The following is a 21531-nucleotide window of genomic DNA, read 5'->3' on the forward strand; positions in this document are numbered from 1 at the left end:
CGGCGGCATTATCCGTGAGGAAGTCCGAGGTCGGTAGAAATGCAGCATGGTAAATACCGGTTCATCGCGGGGTTCCTGGCCCTGCCGGTGATCCTTTACGCGGTCTTCGTGATCTCGCCGTTCGTTCAGGCCATCTACTATTCCTTCACGGACTGGACCGGCCTGAGTTCCGACTTCAAGATGGTCGGATTCAAGAACTACGACTGGCTGCTGCATGACGACCTCTTCTGGAAAGCGGTCGGGCACAATGTCCTGCTGCTGCTTGTCGTGCCGCTGGTGACGCTCGGGCTCGGACTCTTCTTCGCCTTCATGCTCAACGTGGGCGGCCGCAGTCGAAAGAACGCGGCCGTCACGGGGGTGCGCGGTTCGAGCGTCTACAAGGTGATCTATTTCTTTCCGCAGGTGCTGTCGATCGCGATCGTCGCCCTGCTGTTCCAGTTCACCTACAACCCGCGCAACGGCGCGCTCAACGCCTTCCTCGGGGGAATCGGCCTGGACGCGCTCCAGCAGCAGTGGCTGGCCGACCCGAAGCTCGCGCTGTGGTGCCTCATGGCCGTGATGGTCTGGAGCAACGTCGGCTTCTACGTCGTCCTCTTCTCCGCCGGGATGAGCTCCATCCCGAAGGACTACTACGAGGCCGCGCTGCTCGACGGGGCCAACCGCGTGAATACGTTCTTCCGGATCACCGTGCCACTGCTGTGGGACACCGTCCAGACCGGCTGGATCTACATGGGCATCATCGCCCTCGACGCGTTCGCCGTCGTGCAGATCATGACGGTGGGGCCGGGCGGACCCGCCGACTCCACCCAGGTTCTGGGCTACTACGTGTACACCAAGACCTTCCACGACGGGCAGGCCGGACGCGCGACCACGATCGGCGTCGCGATGCTGATCGTCACCCTGATCTTCGCGGTCGTCGTGGGCAGGCTCGGCCGTCGCGAACGGCTGGAGTACTGATGCCGGGGCCCGCGACCGTGACCGCGCACCACCGCTCGACCGCCGACCTGGGGGGACCACAGTGACCTCGCAAGCAGAGCCCTCGGAACTCCCCGGCGTCACCAAGGACGACGAGCCGCCGCTCGCCGCGCCCGTCGCCGAGCGGCCGCCGCGCTTCACCCCCGAGGGGCGGCTCGGCAGTGAGGGCAAGGTCCTCAACGTCTTCTCCCACGGCATCCTGGTGATCTGGGGAGTGCTCGTCACCATGCCGCTGCTGTGGGCGCTGATGAGCTCTCTCAAGACCGACAAGGAGATCTTCACCTCGCCCTGGGGGCTGCCCTCCGCGCTGCACTTCGACAACTGGTCGCGCGCCTGGGGGAAGTCGAACATCGGCGATTTCTTCCTCAACACCGTTCTGGTGGTGGGCTGTTCACTGCTCGGCACGATGCTGCTGGGGGCGATGGCGGCGTATGTGCTGGCCCGGTTCGAATTCCCCGGGAAGCGCGTCATCTACTTCATGTTCGTCGGCGGGATGAGCTTTCCCATCATCCTGGCGCTGGTGCCGCTGTTCTTCGTCATGAAGAACATGAGCCTGCTCAACACCTTCCACGGGCTGATTCTGGTCTATATCGCCTATTCGCTGCCGTTCACCGTCTTCTTCCTCACGTCCTTCTTCAGGACCCTGCCCACCTCGGTGGCGGAGGCGGCACTGATCGACGGCGCGTCCCACACCCGGACGTTCTTCCAGGTCATGCTGCCGATGGCGAAGCCCGGGATGATCAGCGTCGGCATCTTCAATTTCCTCGGCCAGTGGAACCAGTACATGCTGCCCACGGTCCTCAACACGGACGAGGACAAGCGGGTGCTCACCCAGGGGCTGGTGCAGCTCGCGGCCAGCCAGCAATACAAGGGCGACTGGTCGGCGCTGTTCGCCGGGCTGGTGCTGGCGATGCTTCCGGTGCTCGCGGCCTACATCGTCTTCCAGCGCCAGGTCCAGACCGGGCTGACCGCGGGAGCACTCAAATAAAATTCCGCATACTGTCTTTTATGTGAACGCAACGAATGTCATGTCAAGGTCTTGACGTGGCACAAGCGGGACGGCTCAGCTTAGAGTTCACATGTTGGAGACAAGGCGGGAGTGGATGGGCGTGGAGACTCCGGGATCGCAGTCGTCGCTGCACCGGGCCAACCTCGAACGGGTGGTCCGTGCGGTGCGCATGGCGGGCTCGCTGACCCAGGCGGAGATCGCCCGGTCCACCGGGCTGTCCGCGGCCACCGTCTCCAACATCGTCCGCGAGCTGAAGGACGGCGGAACGGTCGAGGTCACGCCCACCTCGGCGGGCGGCCGCCGGGCGCGCAGCGTCTCGCTCAGCGGGGACGCGGGCATCGTCGTGGGCGTGGATTTCGGCCATACGCACCTCCGGGTCGCGGTCGGCAACCTCGCCCATCAGGTGCTGGCCGAGGAGGCGGAGCCGCTGGATGTGGACGCCTCCTCCGCGCAGGGCCTCGACCGGGCGGAGCAGCTGGTCAGCAGGCTGATCGCGGGCACCGGGCTGAGCCAGGACAAGGTCGTCGGCGTCGGCCTCGGCGTCCCGGCCCCGATAGACGTGGAGACCGGCACGCTCGGCTCGACCGCGATCCTGCCGGGCTGGGCGGGCACCAACCCGCGCGACGACCTGGCCCAGCGGCTCGGGGTGCCGGTGCACGTGGACAACGACGCCAACCTGGGCGCGCTCGGCGAGCTGGTGTGGGGCTCCGGGCGCGGGGTCGCCGACCTCGCGTACATCAAGGTCGCCGACGGCGTCGGCGCGGGGCTGGTGATCAGCGGCCAGATCTACCGCGGCCCGGGCGGCACGGCGGGCGAGATCGGCCACATCACCCTCGACGAGTCGGGCCCGGTGTGCCGCTGCGGCAACCGCGGCTGTCTGGAGACCTTCGCCGCGGCCCGCTACATCCTGCCGCTGCTGCACTCCGCCCACGGCGCGGACCTCACCGTCGAGCGCATGGTGCAGCTCGCCCGGGACGGCGACCCCGGCTGCCGCCGGGTGATCGCGGACGTCGGCCGCCACATCGGCAGCGGCGTGGCGAACCTGTGCAATCTGATCAACCCCAGCCGCATGGTGCTGGGCGGCCACCTCGCCGAGGCGGGGGAGCTGGTGCTGGGCCCGATCCGCGAGTCGGTCGCGCGGTACGCGATCCCGAGCGCCGCCCGTCAGCTGGCCGTGATGCCCGGAGCGCTCGGCGGCCGGGCCGAGGTGCTGGGCGCCCTCGCGCTGGTGCTGAGCGAGATGGGCGACTCGACGCTGCTGGAGGGCGCGCTGGCGGCGGGCACCCCGGCGCTCGCCTGAGCCCCGCGCCGTACGTCCGGCGCGGGGCCGCCGTAAGCCCTGACGCCCCGACACCCTTCGTGCCCCCGAGGACCGTTTCCCTGTTCTCGGGGGCATTTCCCTGCCCGTTCGGGCAACTCTCCGATGCGTTCACTCAGATAACGAATGGCACCGTTGCCATCTCGTTAAGGATTTACTTCTTGACGTCATGACGGGGCCGGAGTTGACTTCACGCCACCTCGGCCGCAATGACGCGGCCTCGTCAGGGAGGTCACCCCCGTTATGAACGCAACGATGCGTCGCGTCGCCATTGCCACCGCCGTCGTATCGATGGCCGCCTCGCTCGCCGCCTGTGGTTCGGCGAAGGAAGCCGATGACAAGGGCGATAAGAAGAAGAAGTCGGGTCCGCTGAACATCGGACTCCTGCTGCCCGAGGACCAGACGGCGAGATACGAGAACTTCGACCGGCCGCTGCTCAAGAAGAAGATCCTGGCCGACTGCGCCGACTGCGAGATTCACTACGCCAACGCCAAGTCGGACCCCGCGGTCCAGCAGCAGCAGGTCGACTCCATGATCACCAAAAAGGTCGACGTCATCATTCTGGATTCGGTGGACTCCAAGTCCATCGGCGGTTCGGTGAAGAAGGCCGCCGAGGCGCACATCCCGGTCGTCGCCTACGACCGGCTGGCCGAGGGCCCGGTCTCCGCGTACACGTCGTTCGACAACGAGACGGTCGGCAAGGTCCAGGGCAAGGCGCTGCTGGAGGCACTGGGGAAGAAGGCCAAGGACGGCAAGGTCGTCATGCTCAACGGCTGGGAGGCCGACCCCAACGCCGCCATGTTCAAGAAGGGCGCGATGTCGGTCCTCAAGGGCAAGGTGGACATCGCCAAGTCGTACGACATCGACCGCTGGCTGGCCGAGGAGGCCAACAAGGCCATGACGGGCGCCATTTCGTCCGTCGGCAAGAACAACATCATCGGCGTCTACTCGGCCAACGACAGCATGGCGGGCGGCGCGATCACCGCGCTCAAGAGCGGCGGCGTCAAGCCGCTGCCCCCGGTCACCGGCCAGGACGCCGAACTCGCCGGTGTGCAGCGGGTGGTGAGCGGCGAGCAGTACATGAGCGTCTACAAGTCCTACGTGGAGGAGGCGACCGCGGCCGCGAAGATGGCCATCGCCCTCGGCCGCGGTGAGAAGGCCGCCGGGACCAGCACGGTCGACAGCCCGACCACCAAGGACATCCCGGCCACGCTCATCCCCCCGGTCTCGCTGACCAAGGACAAGATCAAGAGCACCGTCGTCAAGGACGGTCTGTACTCGGTCGGTCAGATCTGCACGGCGAAGCTGAAGGCCGCCTGCGCCGCGGCCGGGCTCAAGTAGCCCCTGCCGGACCGGAGCGGGCCGCCGTGACGTGTCCGGCGGCCCGCCCGTCGCCCCCTCTCACACCCCCCGAGGGGAGAGTTCTCTCCCCTCCGTCTCACAGCAGGGATCGCCCCTGCCCGGAACGGAGATGGCCATCGTGGGATCCGAACCCGTGCTGGCGTTGCGCGGGATCTCCAAGCGGTTCGGCGCCGTCCAGGCGCTCACCGACATCGACCTGGAGGTCCGCGCCGGTGAAGTCGTCGCCCTGGTGGGCGACAACGGCGCCGGAAAGTCGACCCTCGTCAAGGCGATCGCCGGAGTCGGCCCCGCCGACGAGGGCGTCCTCGAATGGCAGGGCAGGCCCGTCGAGATCGCCCGCCCGCACGACGCCCAGGACCTGGGCATCGCGACGGTGTATCAGGACCTCGCCCTGTGCGACAACATCGACGTCGTCGGCAACCTCTTCCTCGGCCGCGAGGTCCTGCGCGCCGGGGTGCTGGACGAGGTCGAGATGGAGCGCCGCGCCCGCGAACTGCTCAGCACCCTGTCGATCCGCATCCCCAGCGTGCGGATCCCGATCGCCTCGCTCTCCGGCGGCCAGCGGCAGACCGTCGCCATCGCCCGCTCGATGCTGGGCGAACCGAAGCTGGTCATCCTGGACGAGCCGACCGCCGCCCTCGGCGTCGAGCAGACCGCACAGGTCCTCGACCTGGTCGAGCGGCTGCGCGAGCGCGGCCTCGCCGTGATCCTCATCAGCCACAACATGGCCGACGTGAAGGCGGTCGCGGACCGGGTCGCGGTGCTGCGGCTGGGCCGCAACAACGGCACGTTCGACGTCCGTACCACCTCTCAAGAAGAGATCATTTCCGCCATCACCGGCGCCACGGACAACGCCGTGACCCGCCGCAAGGCGCGCAGCGGGGAGGCCGCCAAGTGAGCACCCGTCTCGACAAGACGCATGACACCGGCGGCGGGGACGGGGCCGACAACAAGGCCCCGGCCGGACCGGCCGACGCCAGCCCGGTCGCCAAGGACGCCGTCACCGTGGTCGACCCGCGGCTGCTGGTGCGCCAGGAGGGCTTCAAGGGCTACCTGAACGAGTTCGTCCGCAAGATGCGCAGCGGCGACCTCGGCGCGATGCCGGTGATCGTCGGCATCGCCATCATCTGGGCGGTCTTCCAGTACAAGGACAGCGCCTTCCTCTCGCCCAAGAACCTCTCCGACCTGTCGATCCTCATCGGCGGCACCGGCATGATCTCGGTCGGGATCGTCTTCGTGCTGCTGCTCGGCGAGATCGACCTGTCGGTGGGCTCGCTCAGCGGTCTGGCGGCGGCCACGCTCGCGGTGCTCAACGTGCGCCACGGCGTGCCCGAGGGCATCGCGGTGGTCGCGGCGCTGGCCGCCGGTGCCGCCCTGGGCGCGGTGCACGGCTTCTTCTTCGCCAGGATCGGCGTCCCGGCGTTCGTCGTCACCCTGGCCGGTCTGCTGGCCTGGAACGGACTGATGCTCCAGGTGCTCGGCACCACCGGCACCATCGGCATCGCCGACGACAGCTTCGTGCGCACGCTCACCGACCACTACTTCACCCAGCTCGTCGCCGCCTACGGCGCGGCGACCGTCGCCGTGGCCGGATTCTTTCTCGCCCAGTTCCTGGACAGCAGGCGCCGCAAGGCCGTCGGCGTGCCCTCCCGGCCGCTGAGCGAGATCCTGGTGCGCACCGCCGTGCTCGCGGTGATCGCCTACGCGGCGGCCTGGCGGCTCAACGAGTACATGGGCCTGCCGCTCGCCCTGGTGATCTTCGTGGTGGTGCTGGTCGTGCTCGACTTCGTGGTGCGCCGTACCCCGTACGGACGCAAGGTGATCGCGCTGGGCGGCAGCGTCGAGGCCGCCCGCCGCGCGGGCATCAACGTGGTCGCCGTGCGGATCTCGGTGTTCGCGCTGTCCGGGCTCATGGCCGCGTTCGGCGGTCTCATGATCGCGTCCCGGATCGGCTCCGCGAGCCAGCAGGCCGGTACCGGCAACCTGCTCATGGAGGCCATCGCGGCCGCGGTCATCGGCGGCACCAGCCTCTTCGGCGGGCGCGGCTCGGTGTGGTCGGCGATGCTCGGCATGCTGGTCATCGGGTCGATTTCATCCGGTATGAACCTGCTGGGTGTCGCGAACTCCCTGCAGTACATGATCACCGGCGCGGTGCTGCTGGCCGCCGTGGTCATCGACTCGGTGTCGCGGAGAACACAGCGCTCGGCGGGACGGGGATAAACCGTCTCCTCTCCGGGGACGTCTTCCGGGGCGGGGAGGGCCGACACCGGCCAACCGCCCCGGAGGCGAACCGGGCCCTACCGTAGGGCAGCATTAGACTCTCGGGGGCTACTCGCAAGGCTCGATGGAGACGCTCGACAGCAAGGAGGCACGGGTGCTGCTGACCGGCATCAGGGGACCGCGCGATCTGGACCGGCTCGCCCCGGAGCAGCTGAACCAGCTGGCCGCGGAGATTCGCACCTTTCTCGTCGACGCCGTGTCCAAGACCGGGGGGCACCTCGGACCCAATCTGGGCGTGGTCGAGCTGACCATCGCCCTGCACCGGGTCTTCGAGTCGCCGAAGGACAAGGTGCTGCTGGACACCGGGCACCAGTCCTACGTCCACAAGCTGCTCACCGGGCGCCAGGACTTCTCGCGGCTCAAGAAGAAGGGCGGGCTCTCGGGTTACCCGTCGCGCGCCGAGTCCGAGCACGACGTCATCGAGAACAGCCACGCCTCCGCCGTCCTCGGCTGGGCCGAGGGCATCGCCAAGGCGAACGAGCTGCGCGGCAACGGCGACCATGTGGTCGCGGTCATCGGGGACGGCGCGCTGACCGGCGGGATGGCCTGGGAGGCGCTGAACAACATCGCCGCCGCGAAGAACCGCCCGCTCGTCATCGTCGTGAACGACAACGAGTGGTCGTACTCGCCGACCATCGGCGGTCTCGCGAACCACCTCGCCACGCTGCGCACCACCGACGGCTACGAGCGCTTCCTGGCCCGCGGCAAGGACCTCCTGGAGCGCACCCCGGTCGTCGGGCGGCCGCTGTACGAGACGCTGCACGGCGCGAAGAAGGGGCTGAAGGACTTCATCGCCCCGCAGGGCATGTTCGAGGACCTGGGGCTGAAGTACGTCGGCCCGATCGACGGCCATGACATCGAGGCGCTGGAGTCCGCGCTGCAGCGGGCGAAGCGTTTCGGCGGCCCGGTCATCGTGCACTGCCTCACGGAGAAGGGCCGCGGCTACACCCCGGCCGAGCAGGACGAGACCGACCGTTTCCACGGCATCGGCCCGATCCACCCCGACACCGGGCTCCCGATCTCGGCGGGCGGCGCCGACTGGACCTCGGTCTTCGGCGAGGAGATGGTCAAGCTCGGCGAGGAGCGGGAGGACATCGTCGCGATCACGGCGGCGATGCTGCACCCGGTGGGCCTCACCGAGTTCGCGAAACGGTTCCCCGAGCGGGTCTTCGACGTGGGCATCGCCGAGCAGCACGGCGCCGTCTCGGCGGCGGGGCTGGCCACCGGCGGGCTGCATCCGGTCTTCGCGGTCTACGCCACGTTCCTCAACCGCGCCTTCGACCAGGTGCTGATGGATGTGGCGCTGCACAAATGCGGCGTCACCTTCGTCCTCGACCGCGCCGGGATCACCGGTTCGGACGGGCCCTCGCACAACGGCATGTGGGACATGTCTCTGCTCCAGGTCGTCCCCGGGCTGCGGATCGCCGCCCCGCGCGACGCGGGCCAGGTCCGCGCCCAGCTGCGGGAGGCCGTGGAGGTGGACGACGCGCCGACGGTGGTGCGGTACTCCAAGGGCGCGGTCGGCCCGGAGGTCGCCGCCGTCGGCCGGATCGGCGGCATGGACGTGCTGCGCGAGCCCGCGGAGAGCGCGGGGGACGCCCCGGACGTGCTGCTGGTCTCGGTCGGCGCGCTGGCCCCGATGTGCCTGGAGATCGCGGACCTTCTGGACAAGCAGGGCATTTCGGCGACTGTCGTCGACCCGCGCTGGGTCAAGCCGGTGGACGAGGAGCTTCCCGCGCTCGCCGAGCGCCACCGCGTCGTCGTCACGGTCGAGGACAACAGCCGGGTCGGCGGTGTGGGCTCCGCCATCGCCCAGGCGCTGCGGGACTCCGGCGTCGACATGCCGGTCCGCGACTTCGGCATCCCGCCGCGCTTCCTGGAGCACGCCTCCCGCAAGGAGGTCATGGCCGAGATCGGGCTGACCGCACCGGACGTCGCCCGCCAGATCACCGGCCTGGTGTCGCGGCTCGGCGGCGGCTACGAGGAGTCGGCCGGTACGGAGGAGCAGGGCGTCGCGACGCGCCCGGCGACCCCCGCCGAGCCGGTGCGCGACTGACGGCTTCCGCGTGACAGGGCCCCGGCCCGGACCACGAAGGTCCGGGCCGGGGCCCTGTCCGCTCCCGACCGGCTTCCTGCTCCGACCGGCCCAGCCCCGTCCCGCCCGTAAAGCCCCCATCGGGTGAATCGGCGAGGGCGCCGAGCGTGGGCGCTTCGCTCCCGGGTCGTTGGCAACACCATGACGCGCAGGGGCAGGCGTGGAGGTGTCACCGGTGAGCGATGAGGAACCAGGCGGCGACGGAGGCCGGAGCGGTCCCCGGGGCAAGGCCCGGCCCGCCTTTCTGCGGACGAAGACGATCGAGCAGTCCATCCAGGACACCGAGGAGCCCGAGTACGCCCTCACCCGGTCGCTGTCCGCGCTGGATCTCACCGTGTTCGGCGTCGGCGTCATCATCGGCACCGGCATCTTCGTGCTCACCGGGGCCGTCGCCAAGCAGGAGGCGGGCCCCGCGACCGCGCTGGCCTTCGTGGTCGCGGGCGTGGTGTGCGCGCTGGCCGCGCTGTGCTACGCCGAGTTCGCCTCGACCTTGCCGGTGGCCGGGTCCGCGTACACCTTCTCGTACGCCTCGCTCGGCGAGCTGCCCGCCTGGATCATCGGCTGGGACCTGGTGCTGGAGTTCGCGCTCGGCACCGCCGTGGTCGCGGTCGGCTGGGCCGGTTACGTACGCTCGCTCATGGACAACGCCGGGTGGCGGCTGCCCGACGTGCTCTCCGGCCCCGACGTGGCGAGCGGCTTCACCTTCGACGTCCTCGCCGCCGCCCTGGTGCTGGTGCTGACCGCGATCCTGGTCCTCGGCATGAAGCTGTCCGCGCGCGTCACCTCCGTCGTGGTCGCGGTGAAGGTGACCGTCGTGCTGCTCGTCATCGTCGCGGGCGCCTTCTTCATCGACGCCGACAACTACCGCCCCTTCATCCCCGAGCCCCAGGCCGCGCCCTCCGCCTCCGGGCTGCGGGCGCCGCTGATCCAGCTGATGGCCGGTTACCACCCGACGACCTTCGGCGTCGCCGGGATCTTCACCGCCGCCGCCGTGGTCTTCTTCGCCTTCATCGGCTTCGACGTCGTGGCCACCGCCGCGGAGGAGACCAGGAACCCGCAGCACGACATGCCGCGCGGCATCCTCGGCTCGCTCCTCATCTGCACCACGCTCTACGTCGCGGTGTCCATCGTGGTCACCGGCATGGAGAAGTACACCCGGCTGTCGATCGACGCCCCGCTCGCCGACGCCTTCAAGGCGACCGGACACCCCTTCTACGCGGGCCTCATCAGCTTCGGCGCGGCGGTCGGGCTCACCACCGTGTGCATGATCCTGCTGCTGGGCCAGACCCGGGTCTTCTTCGCGATGAGCCGCGACGGGCTGCTGCCCCGGGTTTTCGCCAAGGTGCATCCGCGGTTCGGCACGCCGTACCGCTCGACGATCCTGCTGGGCGTCCTCATCGCCGTGGTCGCCGGGTTCACCAGCATCAAGCAACTGGCGGCCCTGGTGAACATCGGCACCCTCTTCGCGTTCGTCGTCGTCGCGCTCGGTGTCGTCGTCCTCCGCCGCACCCGCCCCGACCTGCCGCGCGCCTTTCGCACGCCGTGGGTTCCGGTGCTGCCCGCCGTGTCCGTGGCGGCGTCGCTGTGGCTGATGCTCAATCTGCCCGCCGAGACCTGGCTGCGGTTCGCGGTGTGGATGGCGCTGGGCGTCGTCATCTACGTCCTGTACGGGCGCGGGCACAGCCGGGTGACCGAGGCGGGCACCCGCCGCTGACGCCCCGTCTACCCCCGGACGCTGCGCGGGCCCACGACCTCCGCGCCCAGCGCCGTCACCCGCTCCCGCAGCTCCCGGTCGGCCGTGACCACCAGACAGGGCCGCCCCGCCGCGCGCCCGGCCACCAGCTCCACGATCAGGTCGTCCGCGCTCCCGGGCGCGGCATCCACCCGTACGCCCTCCACCGGCTCCACCGCGCGCGCCGCGCCCTCCACCACCAGGACGATGTCCAGGGGCGGTTGACGGGCCCATTCGGGGACGCCCGGGCGCTCCGGGACGCCGCTCACCGCGACCGCGCCGAGCCGGTCGCGCAGCCGCTCGGCGGCCCCGTGCCGGTCGCGCCACCAGCCGTCCGGTACCGAGCCGACCACGTTCGCTGCGTCCACGACGACGAGCCCGACGAGATCACTCATAGACCAGGCAAAATACTATGGGCGGCGGGGATCAGGAAGATCGACGCGGGAAGGTTGGCGGCGGGCCATGGCGTTGCGGTTGCTCCGCGGCAAGGACGGCAGGCTCACGGCCTATGGACTGGTGGCGGGGGGTGTCGCCCGGTGGACCGAGGAACGGCCGGGCGGACCGGACTGGACCGGTCCCTGGCTGATACCCGTCCCCGGGCTGTCCCGGGTGACGGTCGCTCAGGGGGCCGACGGGTACGCCCATCTGGTGGGGCTGCGGCGCAGGGACGGCAAGGACGGCCCGCTGACCGACATCGTCCACGCCACCCAGTTCCAGACCGGCCGTGTGCTCACCGCATGGCACTCCCTGGGCACACCGCACCCCAAGGACCGCGACAAGGCGGCGCGGATCGGGGCACCGGCCGCGGCGGTGGACTCCACGGGCTCCCTCCGCGTCTTCGTCCGCAACGCCGGGGGCGGGGTGTGCGCGCGGCGGCAGGACCCCAAGAAGGGGACGTGGGACCGCTGGACCGACTGGAAGGGCACGCACGTGCTGGACGGTCTGTCGGCGGCCGTGACGGTCGACGGCCGTCTCGAACTGTTCGCACCGTCCTGGAAGGGCGTCGCGCTGCGCTGGCACCAGCCGACGCCCGGCGCCGCCCCGAAGCGGGCCGAGGACGTCCCCGCCGACGCCCAGCCGGATTCGGCGTCCGCGGTGGAGACCAGCCCCGGTACCGTCACCCACTACTGGCGTGACGTCCGCAGCGGTGAGGTCCTGGCCTGGCGGCCGGACGCCCCGGCCCCCGCGCCGCTGGGCGGGCTGACGGGCGCCGGGCCGGTCGCGGCGCTGCGCGCCCCGGTGGACGGCCACGACTGCACCGTACTGGCGCACAGCGACGCCGACAGCGGCCGTCTGGCCGTCGCCGCGTATCCGGCCCAGGACGAGGCGGCGGGCGTGTGGTGGACCCCGTCCGGCGACCCCGGCGCCCAGCATCCGGCGCTGGCCCTCGACGGGCGCGGGCTGGTGGTCCTGGCCGCGATCGCCCCGGACGGCGGGCTGCTGGTGGCGCGTCAGAAGACGGACGAGCGGGGCCTGGCCCTGCGCGCCTGGTCCCGGGTCGGGAAGTAGCCGCGGGAACGGCACGGGCGCGGAACGGCACGGGCGCGGAACGGCACGGGCGCGGAACGGCACGGGCGCCGGGCGGACCATCGGCCCGCCCGGCGCCCATGAACGGCGCGGCGTACGGCGTTACGCCGGGACGCTCGCGACCCCCGGGGCCAGGAACCGCTTCCCGTTCACCCGCTCCGAGACGCCCTCACGGTCCAGATACGGCGTGAGGCCGCCCAGGTGGAAGGGCCACCCGGCGCCGGTGATCAGACACAGGTCGATGTCCTGCGCCTCGGCGACGACGCCCTCGTCCAGCATCAGGCCGATCTCCTGCGCGACGGCGTCCAGCACCCGGGCGCGCACCTGCTCCTCCGTCAGGACCGCGTCGCCCTGCTGGAGCAGCGCGGCGACCTCCGGGTCCAGCTCCGGCTTCCCGGAGTCGTAGACGTAGAAGCCGCGCTTGCCCGCCTCGACCACGCGCTTGAGGTTCTCCGAGACCGTGAAGCGGTCCGGGAAGGCGCCGTGCAGCGTCTCGGAGACGTGCAGGCCGATGGCCGGGCCGACCAGCTCCAGCAGCACCAGCGGGGACATCGGCAGCCCGAGCGGCTCCACCGCGCGCTCCGCGACGTCGACCGGGGTGCCCTCGTCGATGACGTTCTGGATCTCGCCCATGAAGCGGGTCAGGATCCGGTTGACGACGAACGCCGGGGCGTCCTTGACCAGTACGGCGGTCTTCTTCAGCTTCTTGGCCACCCCGAAGGCCGTGGCCAGCGACGCGTCATCGGTCTTCGCGCCGCGGACGATCTCCAGCAGCGGCAGGATCGCGACCGGGTTGAAGAAGTGGAAGCCGACGACCCGCTCGGGGTGCTTGAGCTTGGACGCCATCTCGCTGATCGACAGCGAGGAGGTGTTGGTGGCGAGGATGGCGTGCTCCGGCACGACCGCCTCGACCTCGGCGAACACCTGCTGCTTGACGCCCATCTCCTCGAAGACGGCCTCGATGACGAAGTCGGCGTCCCCGAAGGCGGCGGCCTTGTCCAGCGAGCCGGTCACCGCGGCCTTGAGCCGGTTGGCCTTGTCCTGGTTGATACGGCCCTTGAGCAGCAGCTTGTCGATCTCGCCGTGGACGTAGCCGACGCCCTTGTCGACGCGCTCCTGGTCGATGTCGGTCAGCACGACCGGCACCTCCAGACGGCGCGCGAACAGCAGTGCCAGCTGCGAGGCCATGAGCCCCGCGCCCACCACGCCGACCTTGGAGACCGGGCGGGCGAGCGACTTGTCCGGGGCACCGGCCGGGCGCTTGGCGCGCTTCTGCACCAGGTTGAAGGCGTAGATGCCGCTGCGCAGCTCACTGCCCATGATGAGGTCGGCGAGCGCCTTCTCCTCGGCCTCGTAGCCGCGGGCCAGGTCGCCGTTGCGGGCCGCGTCGATGATCTCCAGCGCGCGGTACGCGGCCGGGGCCGCCCCGTGCACCTTGCCGTCGGCGATGGCGCGGCCGCGCACCACGGCCTCGTGCCAGGCGTCGCCGCGGTCGATCTCGGGCCGTACGATCTCGATCTCGCCCTTGAGGACGGACGCGGTCCAGATCAGCGACTGCTCCAGGAAGTCCGCGCCCTCGAAGATCGCGTCCGCGATCCCCAGCTCGTAGACCTGCTTGCCCTTCAGCTGCTTGTTCTGGTTGAGCGAGTTCTCGATGATCACCGAGACAGCGCGGTCCGGGCCGATCAGGTTCGGCAGCAGGGTGCAGCCGCCCCAGCCGGGGACCAGGCCCAGGAAGACCTCGGGCAGCGAGAACGCGGGCAGCGCGGCCGAGACCGTGCGGTAGGCGCAGTGCAGGCCGACCTCGACGCCGCCGCCCATCGCCGCGCCGTTGTAGTAGGCGAAGGTGGGCACGGCGAGCTGGGACAGCCGCTTGAAGACGTCGTGGCCGCCCTTGCCGATGGCGAGCGCGTCCTCGTGGCGCTTCAGCAGCTCCACGCCCTTGAGGTCGGCGCCGACGGCGAAGATGAACGGCTTGCCGGTGACCCCGACGCCGGTGATCTCGCCGTCCGCGGCCTCCTTCTCCACCTGGTCGATCGCCGCGTCCAGCTGGGCGAGCGAGGCCGGGCCGAAGGTGGTGGGCTTGGTGTGGTCAAGACCGTTGTCCAGGGTGATGAGCGCGAAGCGGCCCGCGTCCTGGGGGAGGTCGAGGTGGCGGACGTGCGCCTGCGTCACGACCTCGTCCGGGAACAGCTCGGCCGCTCCCTTGAGAAGCTCTGCGGTGGTAGTCACTTGTTCCCCTCGAAGTGCGGGTTCTCCCAGATCACGGTGCCACCCATGCCGAAGCCGATGCACATGGTGGTGATGCCGTAGCGGACCTCCGGCTGCTCCTCGAACTGCCGTGCCAGCTGCGTCATCAGACGGACGCCGGAGGAGGCGAGCGGGTGGCCGTAGGCGATCGCGCCGCCGTACTGGTTGACGCGCGGGTCGTCGTCCGCGATGCCGTAGTGGTCCAGGAACGACAGGACCTGGACGGCGAACGCCTCGTTGATCTCGAAGAGGCCGATGTCATCGATCGTCAGCCCGGCCTTGGACAGGGCCTTCTTCGTCGCCGGGACCGGGCCGTAGCCCATCACCTCGGGCTCGACGCCCGCGAAGGCGAACGACACCAGGCGCATCCTGACCGGCAGGCCCAGCTCCTGGGCGAACTCCTCGGAGGCGATCAGGGAGGCGGTGGCGCCGTCGTTGAGCCCCGCGGAGTTGCCCGCGGTGACCCGGCCGTGCGGCCGGAACGGGGTCTTCAGCGTGGCCAGGTTCGCCAGCGTGGTGCCCGGGCGCATCGGCTCGTCGGCGGTCGCGAGCCCCCAGCCGGTCTCCCCGCCCTCGGGGGTGGTGCGGCGCACCGAGACCGGCACCAGGTCCTGCTGGATCTTGCCGTTGGCGTACGCCTTGGCGGCCTTCTCCTGGCTGCGCACCGCGAACTCGTCGGCGCGCTGCTTGGTGAGGTGCGGCAGCCGGTCGTGCAGGTTCTCCGCCGTCATGCCCATGAAGAGGGCCGACTCGTCGACCAGCTTCTCGGAGACGAACCGCGGGTTCGGGTCGACGCCCTCGCCCATCGGGTGGCGGCCCATGTGCTCCACGCCGCCCGCGACGACCGCGTCGTACGCGCCGAAGGCGATGGAGCCCGCGGTGGCGGTGACGGCGGTCATCGCACCGGCGCACATCCGGTCGATCGAGTAGCCGGGGACGGACTGCGGCAGCCCGGCCAGGATGCCCGCGGTGCGGCCGATGGTCAGGCCCTGGTCCCCGATCTGGGTGGTCGCGGCGACGGCGACCTCGTCGATGCGCTCCGGCGGCAGATCCGGGTTGCGGCGCAGCAGCTCCCGGATGCACTTGACGACCAGGTCGTCGGCGCGGGTCTCGTGGTAAATGCCCTTCGGGCCCGCCTTGCCGAACGGGGTACGGACGCCGTCGACGAAGACGACGTCCCTAGCGGTACGAGGCACGTTGGCTCTCCTCCAGGTGCGGGATGGCACTGCTGCGGGCACGCCATCGGCGCGCCTCCACACCCTCATGCTACTTATGAGTAACCATGCTGCCCAGTCTTCGCCGCCGTAGCGTCGAAGGTCACAGGTTCGCAGCGGGGAACCGCGTGGGAACGGACCGGCGGCCGAGGCCGCCGGTCCACGCGCGTCACATCGCGCCGGAGGTCATCCCTCCGCCGCCCGCAGGGCGCCGGTCAGGACCGGCGTCACCTGGTCGATCTGCCAGGGACGGGCGCCATGACCGGCGAGCACGTCCGCCACCGCGTCCGTCGTCGGCTCCGCCGGGGGCTCCCAGCACAGCCGCCGGACCGTATCCGGGGCGATCAGGTTCTCCTGCGGCAGATTCAGCCGTTCGGCGAGCGTGGTCACCGCCGTGCGGGCCGCCGAGAGCCGGGCCGCCGCGGCCGGATCCTTGTCGGCCCACGCGCGCGGCGGGGGCGGACCGGCCACCGGCTGGCCGGGCTGCGGAAGTTCGGCCTCCGGCAGCGCCCGGGCCCGGTCCACCGCGGCCTGCCACTGCTCCAGCTGGCGGCGGCTCATCCGGTGGCCGAAGCCGCTGAGCGCGGACAGCGCCCGGGCGTTCACCGGCAGCGCCAGCGCGGCCTCCACGATCGCCCCGTCGCCCAGCACCTTGCCGGGCGACACGTCGCGGCGCTGGGCGATCCGGTCCCGGGCCGTCCACAGCTCGCGCACCACGGCCATCTGCCGTCGTCGTCTGACCTTGTGCATCCCCGACGTACGTCGCCAGGGGTCCTTGCGGGGCGGGGCGGGCGGGGCCGCGGCGATGGCCGCGAACTCCTGGTGGGCCCACTCCAGCTTCCCCTGCCGGGTCAGCTCCTCCTCCAGCGCGTCCCGCAGGTCGACCAGCAGCTCCACGTCGAGCGCGGCGTAGTGCAGCCACGGCTCGGGGAGCGGGCGGGTCGACCAGTCGACGGCCGAATGTCCCTTCTCCAGCGCATAGCCGAGGATGTTCTCGACCATGGCTCCGAGCCCCACCCGGGCGAACCCGGCTAGCCGGCCCGCGAGTTCGGTGTCGAAGAGCCGGTCCGGGACCATGCCTATGTCACGCAGACAGGGCAGATCCTGGGTCGCGGCGTGCAGCACCCACTCGGCGTCGGCGATGGCGGCTCCCAGACCCGACAGGTCGGGGCAGCCGACGGGGTCGATCAGTGCGGTCCCCGCTCCGGCCCGGCGCAGCTGGACCAGATAGGCCCGCTGTCCGTAGCGGTAGCCGGAGGCGCGCTCGGCGTCGACGGCGACGGCGCCGTGGCCCGCGGCGAAGGCCGCGACGACGTCGGCGAGCGCGTCCGGGTCGGCGGTGACGGGCGGAATGCCCTCACGTGGCTCCAGCAAGGGGACCGGCGCCGGGGGGAGGTCGTCCGGAGGAGCGCCCCCGGTGGTTCGCAGTGTCGTCTCTGCTGCGGTCTCTTGGGCGTCGGTCACCTGTCAAGGGTAGCTGTGTACGGGGGGTACACAGGGCGCCCGTCGACGGAACGTTCCGTCGACGGGCGCCGGGGCGGTGCGGGGCGGGTGATCTCCGCCCTACGGTTCAGTGGATGATGCCGGTACGCAGCGCGACCGCGACCATGCCGGCGCGGTCGCCGGTGCCGAGCTTGCGGGCGATCCGGGCGAGGTGACTCTTGACGGTGAGTGCGGACAGGCCCATCGAGACGCCGATGGCCTTGTTGGACTGGCCCTCCGCAACCAGCCTCAGCACCTCGACCTCGCGTCCCGACAGCTCCCGGTAGCCGCCCGGGTGACCGGGGGCGCCCGGCGGGCGGCGGTGCATCCGGGCGGCGGCGGCGCCGATGGGGGCGGCGCCGGGACGGCCCGGGATGCCCAGGTTGGTGCGGGTGCCGGTGACGACGTAGCCCTTGACGCCGCCGGCCAGTGCGTTGCGCACGGCGCCGATGTCGTCGGCGGCGGAGAGGGCCAGGCCGTTCGGCCAGCCCGCGGCGCGGGTCTCGGACAGCAGGGTGAGGCCGGAGCCGTCGGGGAGGTGGACGTCGGCGACGCAGATGTCGCGCGGGTTGCCGATACGGGGGCGGGCCTCCGCGACGGACGACGCCTCGATGACGTCGCGCACTCCGAGGGCCCACAGGTGACGGGTGACGGTGGAACGAACGCGGGGGTCGGCGACGACGACCATGGCCGTCGGCTTGTTCGGGCGATAGGCGACCAGGCTGGACGGTTGCTCGAGGAGAACAGACACCAGGCCTCCTGGGAAGTGGTGGGACGGGTCACCACTCCTTCGGCACCGATACGGTCCAGCTTTAGGGAATGATCACGATTTGGTGAGTAACAATTCGGGCAATCTCGGTCAGACGGGGTTCTCCGAGCGGCCGAAGCGCACAGCGGGACCGTGCGCCGGGGACCAGTCGGCGGGGCCGGGGACGGCTAAGCGGGAGCGGGGACGGCTCAGCGGGGCTGGGGGCCGCGGCGCTGGGGGAGGGAGACCACACCGGCCTCCGTCGTCCCGGCCGGGGGCAGTCCGGCGATCTGGCACAGCAGATCGCACCAGGCCGCCAGGTGCGCCCCGGTGTCCGGTCCGCCCAGCGGCTCCGCCGCCGCCTCGTCCGCCCGCTCCGGGTGGGCCGGCTCGGGGGGCGGATGGTCCGACGGCGTCCAGGAGGCGCGGATCTCGATCCGCGTCGAGGGCTCCCGCTCGCCGATCCCGCCGAAGTAGTGCGAGCTGGCGCGCGTCACCGTGCCGCTGGCCTCCGAGCAGCCGAGCCCGCGCGCGTCCAGCGCGCCGGTCAGCCACGACCAGCACACCTCCGGCAGCAGGGGATCCGCCGCGATCTCCGGCTCCAGGTCGGCGTGGATCAGCGTGACCAGCCGGAAGGTGCCGCGCCAGGCGTCGTGGCCCGCCGGATCGTGCAGCAGGATGAGCCGGCCCTCGGCCAGCTCCTCGTCGTCGTCGGCGGTGGTGTCCGCGACCACCGCTTCCAGTGCGTACGAGAACGGTGCCAGCCGACGTGGCGGTGGGGTCGGGTCGAGCTCCACCTCGGGCCGCACCCGTACCGCGCGCAGACCGGCGACCGCACGCCGGAAGGCGAGCGGGGCGCCCTCCCCGCCCGCGTCCGGGCCGTCAGCACCGTCAGCACCGTTCGAGAGGTGTCCTTGAACCGCTGCCATGCCCGGAAGACTAGGCGCAGTGAGGGCTCCAACCGGGGAGGAACACCCGGGTTGGCGGGTCACTCGTTCGGCCCGTGCGAAGATTTGGTGCATGAGCGCCACAGAGCGGCCCTCGGGCCAGCACCAGACCGGCCGTCCGGCGGCGAACCCGTGCGCCGATTCGGCCTTCCTCCGGGCCTGTCGGCGCGAGCCGGTGCCGCATACCCCGGTGTGGTTCATGCGGCAGGCTGGGCGCTCGCTGCCGGAGTACAAGAAGGTCCGTGAGGGCACCGCCATGCTGGAGTCCTGCATGCGGCCCGACCTGGTCACGGAGATCACGCTGCAGCCGGTGCGCCGTCACCGGGTGGACGCCGCGATCTACTTCAGCGACATCGTGGTGCCGCTCAAGGCGATCGGGCTGGACCTCGACATCAAACCCGGTGTCGGCCCCGTCGTGGAGCGTCCCATTCGCAGCCGGGCGGATCTGGAGCGGCTGCGTCCGCTCGATCCCGACGATGTGAAGTACGTCACCGAGGCCGTCGGGTCGCTCGTCGGCGAGCTGGGCGCCACCCCCCTCATCGGCTTCGCGGGCGCGCCCTTCACGCTCGCCAGCTATCTGGTCGAGGGCGGCCCGTCGCGCAACCACGAGCACACCAAGGCGCTCATGTACGGCGACCCGGAGCTGTGGGCGGACCTGCTCGACCGGCTCGCGGACATCACCTCCACCTTCCTGAAGGTGCAGATCGAGGCGGGCGCCTCGGCGGTGCAGCTCTTCGACTCCTGGGTCGGCGCCCTGGCCCCGGCCGACTACCGCCGCAGCGTGATGCCCGCCTCCACGAAGGTCTTCGAGTCCGTCGCCGGGTACGGGGTGCCGCGCATCCACTTCGGCGTCGGCACCGGTGAACTCCTCGGCCTGCTCGGCGAGGCGGGCGCGGACGTCGTCGGCGCCGACTGGCGGGTGCCGCTGGACGAGGCCGCCCGGCGGGTGGGCCCCGGCAAGGCGCTGCAGGGCAACCTCGACCCCGCCGTGCTGTTCGCGCCGCGCGAGGCCGTGGAGACCAAGGCGGCCGAGGTGCTGGACGCGGCCCGGGGTCTGGAGGGGCACATCTTCAACCTCGGCCACGGGGTGCTGCCCACCACCGACCCGGACGCCCTGACCCGGCTCGTCGAGTACGTCCACACCCGCACCGCGCGCTGACCCCCGGGCGGCGGTCGCCCTACCGGTCTGCCGCCTCCCGTACGACGGCGGCCGCCTTGCGCGCCGCCACCTGCACCGGGTCCCACACCGGGGAGAACGGCGGGGCGTACCCCAGGTCGAGCGACGCCACCTGCTCGACCGTCATCCCGGCGGTCAGCGCGACCGCCGCGCTGTCCACGCGCTTGCCCGCGCCCTCCCGGCCGACGATCTGCACGCCGAGCAGCCGCCCGGTGCGGCGCTCGGCGAGCATCTTCACTGTCATCGGGCGGGCCTCGGGGTAGTACCCGGCGCGGCTGGTCGATTCGGCGGTGACGGAGTGAAAGCGCAGCCCCACCGCCTCCGCCTGGGCCTCCAGCAGCCCGGTGCGGGAGATCTCCAGATCGCAGACCTTGCTGACCGCGGTGCCGACCACACCGGGGAACGTGGCATAGCCGCCACCGATGTTGGTCCCGATGACCTGGCCCTGCTTGTTGGCATGGGTGCCCAGCGGGATGTGCCGGGTGCGGCCGGACACCAGGTCCAGCACCTCGACGCAGTCACCGCCCGCCCAGATGTTGGCGTGCCCGCGCACCCGCATGGCCAGGTCGGTGAGCAGCCCGCCCGAATCGCCCAGCGGCAGCCCCGCGTCCCGGGCGAGCCCTGTCTCGGGGATCACCCCGAGGCCCAGCACGACCAGCTCGGCGGGGTATTCGCTGACTTTGGTGGCCACCCCGCGCACCCGGCCGTCCTCGCCGGTCAGCACCTCGGCGACCTCCGCCCCGGTCACGGTGTCGATGCCGAGCCCGGTCATCGCCTCCCGCACCAGCCGACCCATGTCGGGGTCGAGCGTGGCCATCGGCTGTTCGCCGCGCTCCAGCACGGTGACCCGGCAGCCGCGGCGGGTCAGCGCCTCGGCCATCTCCACCCCGATGTATCCGGCGCCGACCACGACCGCCCGCTCGACCGTCCGGCCCTCCAGGGTCTCCAGCAGCGCCCGCCCGTCGTCCAGGGTCTGCACCCCGTGCACCCCGGGCGCGTCGATGCCGGGCATGGCGGGGCGGCGCGGGCGGGCGCCGGTGGCGATGACCAGCTCGTCGAAGCCGTGCCAGTGCTCGGCGCCGCCGGTCGCGTCCAGCTCCCGGACCCGGACCCGCTGCCCGGCGAGGTCGATCTCGGTGACCTCGCTGCGGAGGCGGACGTCGATGCCGCGCCCGCGGTGTGCCTCCGGGGTGCGGGCGACGAGGTCGTCGGGCCCGTTCACCAGGCCCCCGGCCCAGTACGGGATGCCGCAGGCCGAGTACGACGTGAAGTGGCCGCGCTCGAAGGCCAGGATCTCCAGCTCGCCCCGCTTGCTGAGCCTGCGCGCCCGGGACGCGGCGGACATCCCCGCCGCATCGCCCCCGATGACCACCATCCGCCGCGCTGCCGCCATCGGATCCGCCCCTTCGCCGCCG

17 protein-coding genes are annotated in these 21531 nt (G+C 71.3%); 10 read left to right on the forward strand and 7 right to left on the reverse strand.

The genetic code is table 11. From position 1 onward, the window contains the following. Positions 1–39: 39 nt before the first annotated feature. The 8 genes from ACZ59A_RS18705 to ACZ59A_RS18740 all read left to right on the forward strand — a co-directional run bounded on the left by ACZ59A_RS18705 (position 40) and on the right by ACZ59A_RS18740 (position 10753). Positions 40–957 (forward strand): carbohydrate ABC transporter permease, encoded by a 918-nt coding sequence (locus tag ACZ59A_RS18705; protein WP_470959984.1) that lies wholly within the window; start codon positions 40–42, stop codon positions 955–957. A 61-nt stretch (positions 958–1018) separates the two neighbouring features. Continuing rightward, positions 1019–1963, forward strand: coding sequence for a carbohydrate ABC transporter permease (locus ACZ59A_RS18710; protein ID WP_468047709.1), 945 nt, complete (start codon positions 1019–1021; stop codon positions 1961–1963). A 121-nt stretch (positions 1964–2084) separates the two neighbouring features. Further along, the gene (locus ACZ59A_RS18715; protein ID WP_470959986.1) at positions 2085–3284 is read left to right on the forward strand and encodes an ROK family transcriptional regulator; all 1200 of its coding nucleotides are present in this window, start codon (positions 2085–2087) and stop codon (positions 3282–3284) included. A 261-nt stretch (positions 3285–3545) separates the two neighbouring features. Continuing rightward, positions 3546–4643, forward strand: a complete 1098-nt coding sequence (locus ACZ59A_RS18720) for a substrate-binding domain-containing protein (RefSeq protein WP_470959988.1) — start codon at positions 3546–3548, stop codon at positions 4641–4643. Between the two features lie 130 nt (positions 4644–4773). After that, positions 4774–5562 carry an ATP-binding cassette domain-containing protein gene (locus ACZ59A_RS18725; RefSeq protein ID WP_468047705.1) on the forward strand — a complete coding sequence of 263 codons (789 nt, stop codon included), beginning with the start codon at positions 4774–4776 and terminating at the stop codon, positions 5560–5562. Beyond that, positions 5559–6884, forward strand: coding sequence for a sugar ABC transporter permease (locus ACZ59A_RS18730; protein ID WP_470959990.1), 1326 nt, complete (start codon positions 5559–5561; stop codon positions 6882–6884). Before ACZ59A_RS18725 ends, ACZ59A_RS18730 begins: the two co-directional genes overlap by 4 nt. Positions 6885–7008: 124 nt before the next feature. Then, positions 7009–9000, forward strand: a complete 1992-nt coding sequence (gene dxs, locus ACZ59A_RS18735; protein ID WP_470959991.1) for a 1-deoxy-D-xylulose-5-phosphate synthase — start codon at positions 7009–7011, stop codon at positions 8998–9000. Positions 9001–9283: 283 nt separating this feature from the next. After that, positions 9284–10753, forward strand: a complete 1470-nt coding sequence (locus ACZ59A_RS18740) for an amino acid permease (RefSeq protein WP_470960624.1) — start codon at positions 9284–9286, stop codon at positions 10751–10753. Between the two features lie 8 nt (positions 10754–10761). Here ACZ59A_RS18740 and ACZ59A_RS18745 read toward each other — a convergent pair whose 3' ends face one another. Beyond that, positions 10762–11166, reverse strand: coding sequence for an NTP pyrophosphohydrolase (locus ACZ59A_RS18745; RefSeq protein ID WP_470959993.1), 405 nt, complete (start codon positions 11164–11166; stop codon positions 10762–10764). A gap of 67 nt (positions 11167–11233) precedes the next feature. On the opposite strand from ACZ59A_RS18745, the gene ACZ59A_RS18750 reads away from it, so the two are divergent. Then, on the forward strand, positions 11234–12280 hold the full coding sequence (locus ACZ59A_RS18750) for a PLL family lectin (RefSeq protein WP_470959995.1): 1047 nt from the start codon (positions 11234–11236) through the stop codon (positions 12278–12280). 120 nt (positions 12281–12400) lie between these two features. Here ACZ59A_RS18750 and ACZ59A_RS18755 read toward each other — a convergent pair whose 3' ends face one another. The 5 genes from ACZ59A_RS18755 to ACZ59A_RS18775 all read right to left on the reverse strand — a co-directional run bounded on the left by ACZ59A_RS18755 (position 12401) and on the right by ACZ59A_RS18775 (position 18921). Next, complete coding sequence (locus ACZ59A_RS18755) at positions 12401–14530, reverse strand: 3-hydroxyacyl-CoA dehydrogenase NAD-binding domain-containing protein (protein WP_470959996.1); 2130 nt, start codon at positions 14528–14530, stop codon at positions 12401–12403. Continuing rightward, entirely contained in the window at positions 14527–15744 is a 1218-nt protein-coding gene (locus ACZ59A_RS18760) for a thiolase family protein (RefSeq protein WP_468047694.1), read from the reverse strand. Before ACZ59A_RS18760 ends, ACZ59A_RS18755 begins: the two co-directional genes overlap by 4 nt. A 204-nt stretch (positions 15745–15948) precedes the next feature. Further along, complete coding sequence (locus ACZ59A_RS18765) at positions 15949–17226, reverse strand: ribonuclease D (RefSeq protein ID WP_470959998.1); 1278 nt, start codon at positions 17224–17226, stop codon at positions 15949–15951. Positions 17227–17332: 106 nt separating this feature from the next. Continuing rightward, a complete protein-coding gene (locus tag ACZ59A_RS18770) occupies positions 17333–17995 on the reverse strand; it encodes a response regulator transcription factor (RefSeq protein WP_063730929.1) in 663 nt (220 codons plus the stop codon). A 206-nt stretch (positions 17996–18201) separates the two neighbouring features. After that, positions 18202–18921 carry a DUF3000 domain-containing protein gene (locus ACZ59A_RS18775; protein ID WP_470960001.1) on the reverse strand — a complete coding sequence of 240 codons (720 nt, stop codon included), beginning with the start codon at positions 18919–18921 and terminating at the stop codon, positions 18202–18204. Positions 18922–19012: 91 nt separating this feature from the next. Here ACZ59A_RS18775 and hemE point away from each other — a divergent pair, with 91 nt between their 5' ends. Continuing rightward, positions 19013–20098 (forward strand): uroporphyrinogen decarboxylase, encoded by a 1086-nt coding sequence (hemE, locus tag ACZ59A_RS18780; protein ID WP_470960003.1) that lies wholly within the window; start codon positions 19013–19015, stop codon positions 20096–20098. A gap of 19 nt (positions 20099–20117) precedes the next feature. Here hemE and ACZ59A_RS18785 read toward each other — a convergent pair whose 3' ends face one another. Then, a complete protein-coding gene (locus ACZ59A_RS18785) occupies positions 20118–21509 on the reverse strand; it encodes an FAD-dependent oxidoreductase (RefSeq protein WP_470960005.1) in 1392 nt (463 codons plus the stop codon). Positions 21510–21531 lie beyond the last annotated feature (22 nt).

Source organism: Streptomyces sp. NPDC040405, from assembly GCF_055595765.1.

Bases quoted from the DNA above. Each gene is read 5' to 3' on its own strand.
- ACZ59A_RS18785 (WP_470960005.1), bottom strand. From the start codon at position 21,509: ATGGCGGCAGCGCGGCGGATGGTGGTCATCGGGGGCGATGCGGCGGGG.
- hemE (WP_470960003.1), top strand. From the start codon at position 19,013: ATGAGCGCCACAGAGCGGCCCTCGGGCCAGCACCAGACCGGCCGTCCG.
- ACZ59A_RS18725 (WP_468047705.1), top strand. From the start codon at position 4,774: ATGGCCATCGTGGGATCCGAACCCGTGCTGGCGTTGCGCGGGATCTCC.
- ACZ59A_RS18720 (WP_470959988.1), top strand. From the start codon at position 3,546: ATGAACGCAACGATGCGTCGCGTCGCCATTGCCACCGCCGTCGTATCG.
- dxs (WP_470959991.1), top strand. From the start codon at position 7,009: ATGGAGACGCTCGACAGCAAGGAGGCACGGGTGCTGCTGACCGGCATC.
- ACZ59A_RS18705 (WP_470959984.1), top strand. From the start codon at position 40: ATGCAGCATGGTAAATACCGGTTCATCGCGGGGTTCCTGGCCCTGCCG.
- ACZ59A_RS18745 (WP_470959993.1), bottom strand. From the start codon at position 11,166: ATGAGTGATCTCGTCGGGCTCGTCGTCGTGGACGCAGCGAACGTGGTC.
- ACZ59A_RS18750 (WP_470959995.1), top strand. From the start codon at position 11,234: ATGGCGTTGCGGTTGCTCCGCGGCAAGGACGGCAGGCTCACGGCCTAT.
- ACZ59A_RS18775 (WP_470960001.1), bottom strand. From the start codon at position 18,921: ATGGCAGCGGTTCAAGGACACCTCTCGAACGGTGCTGACGGTGCTGAC.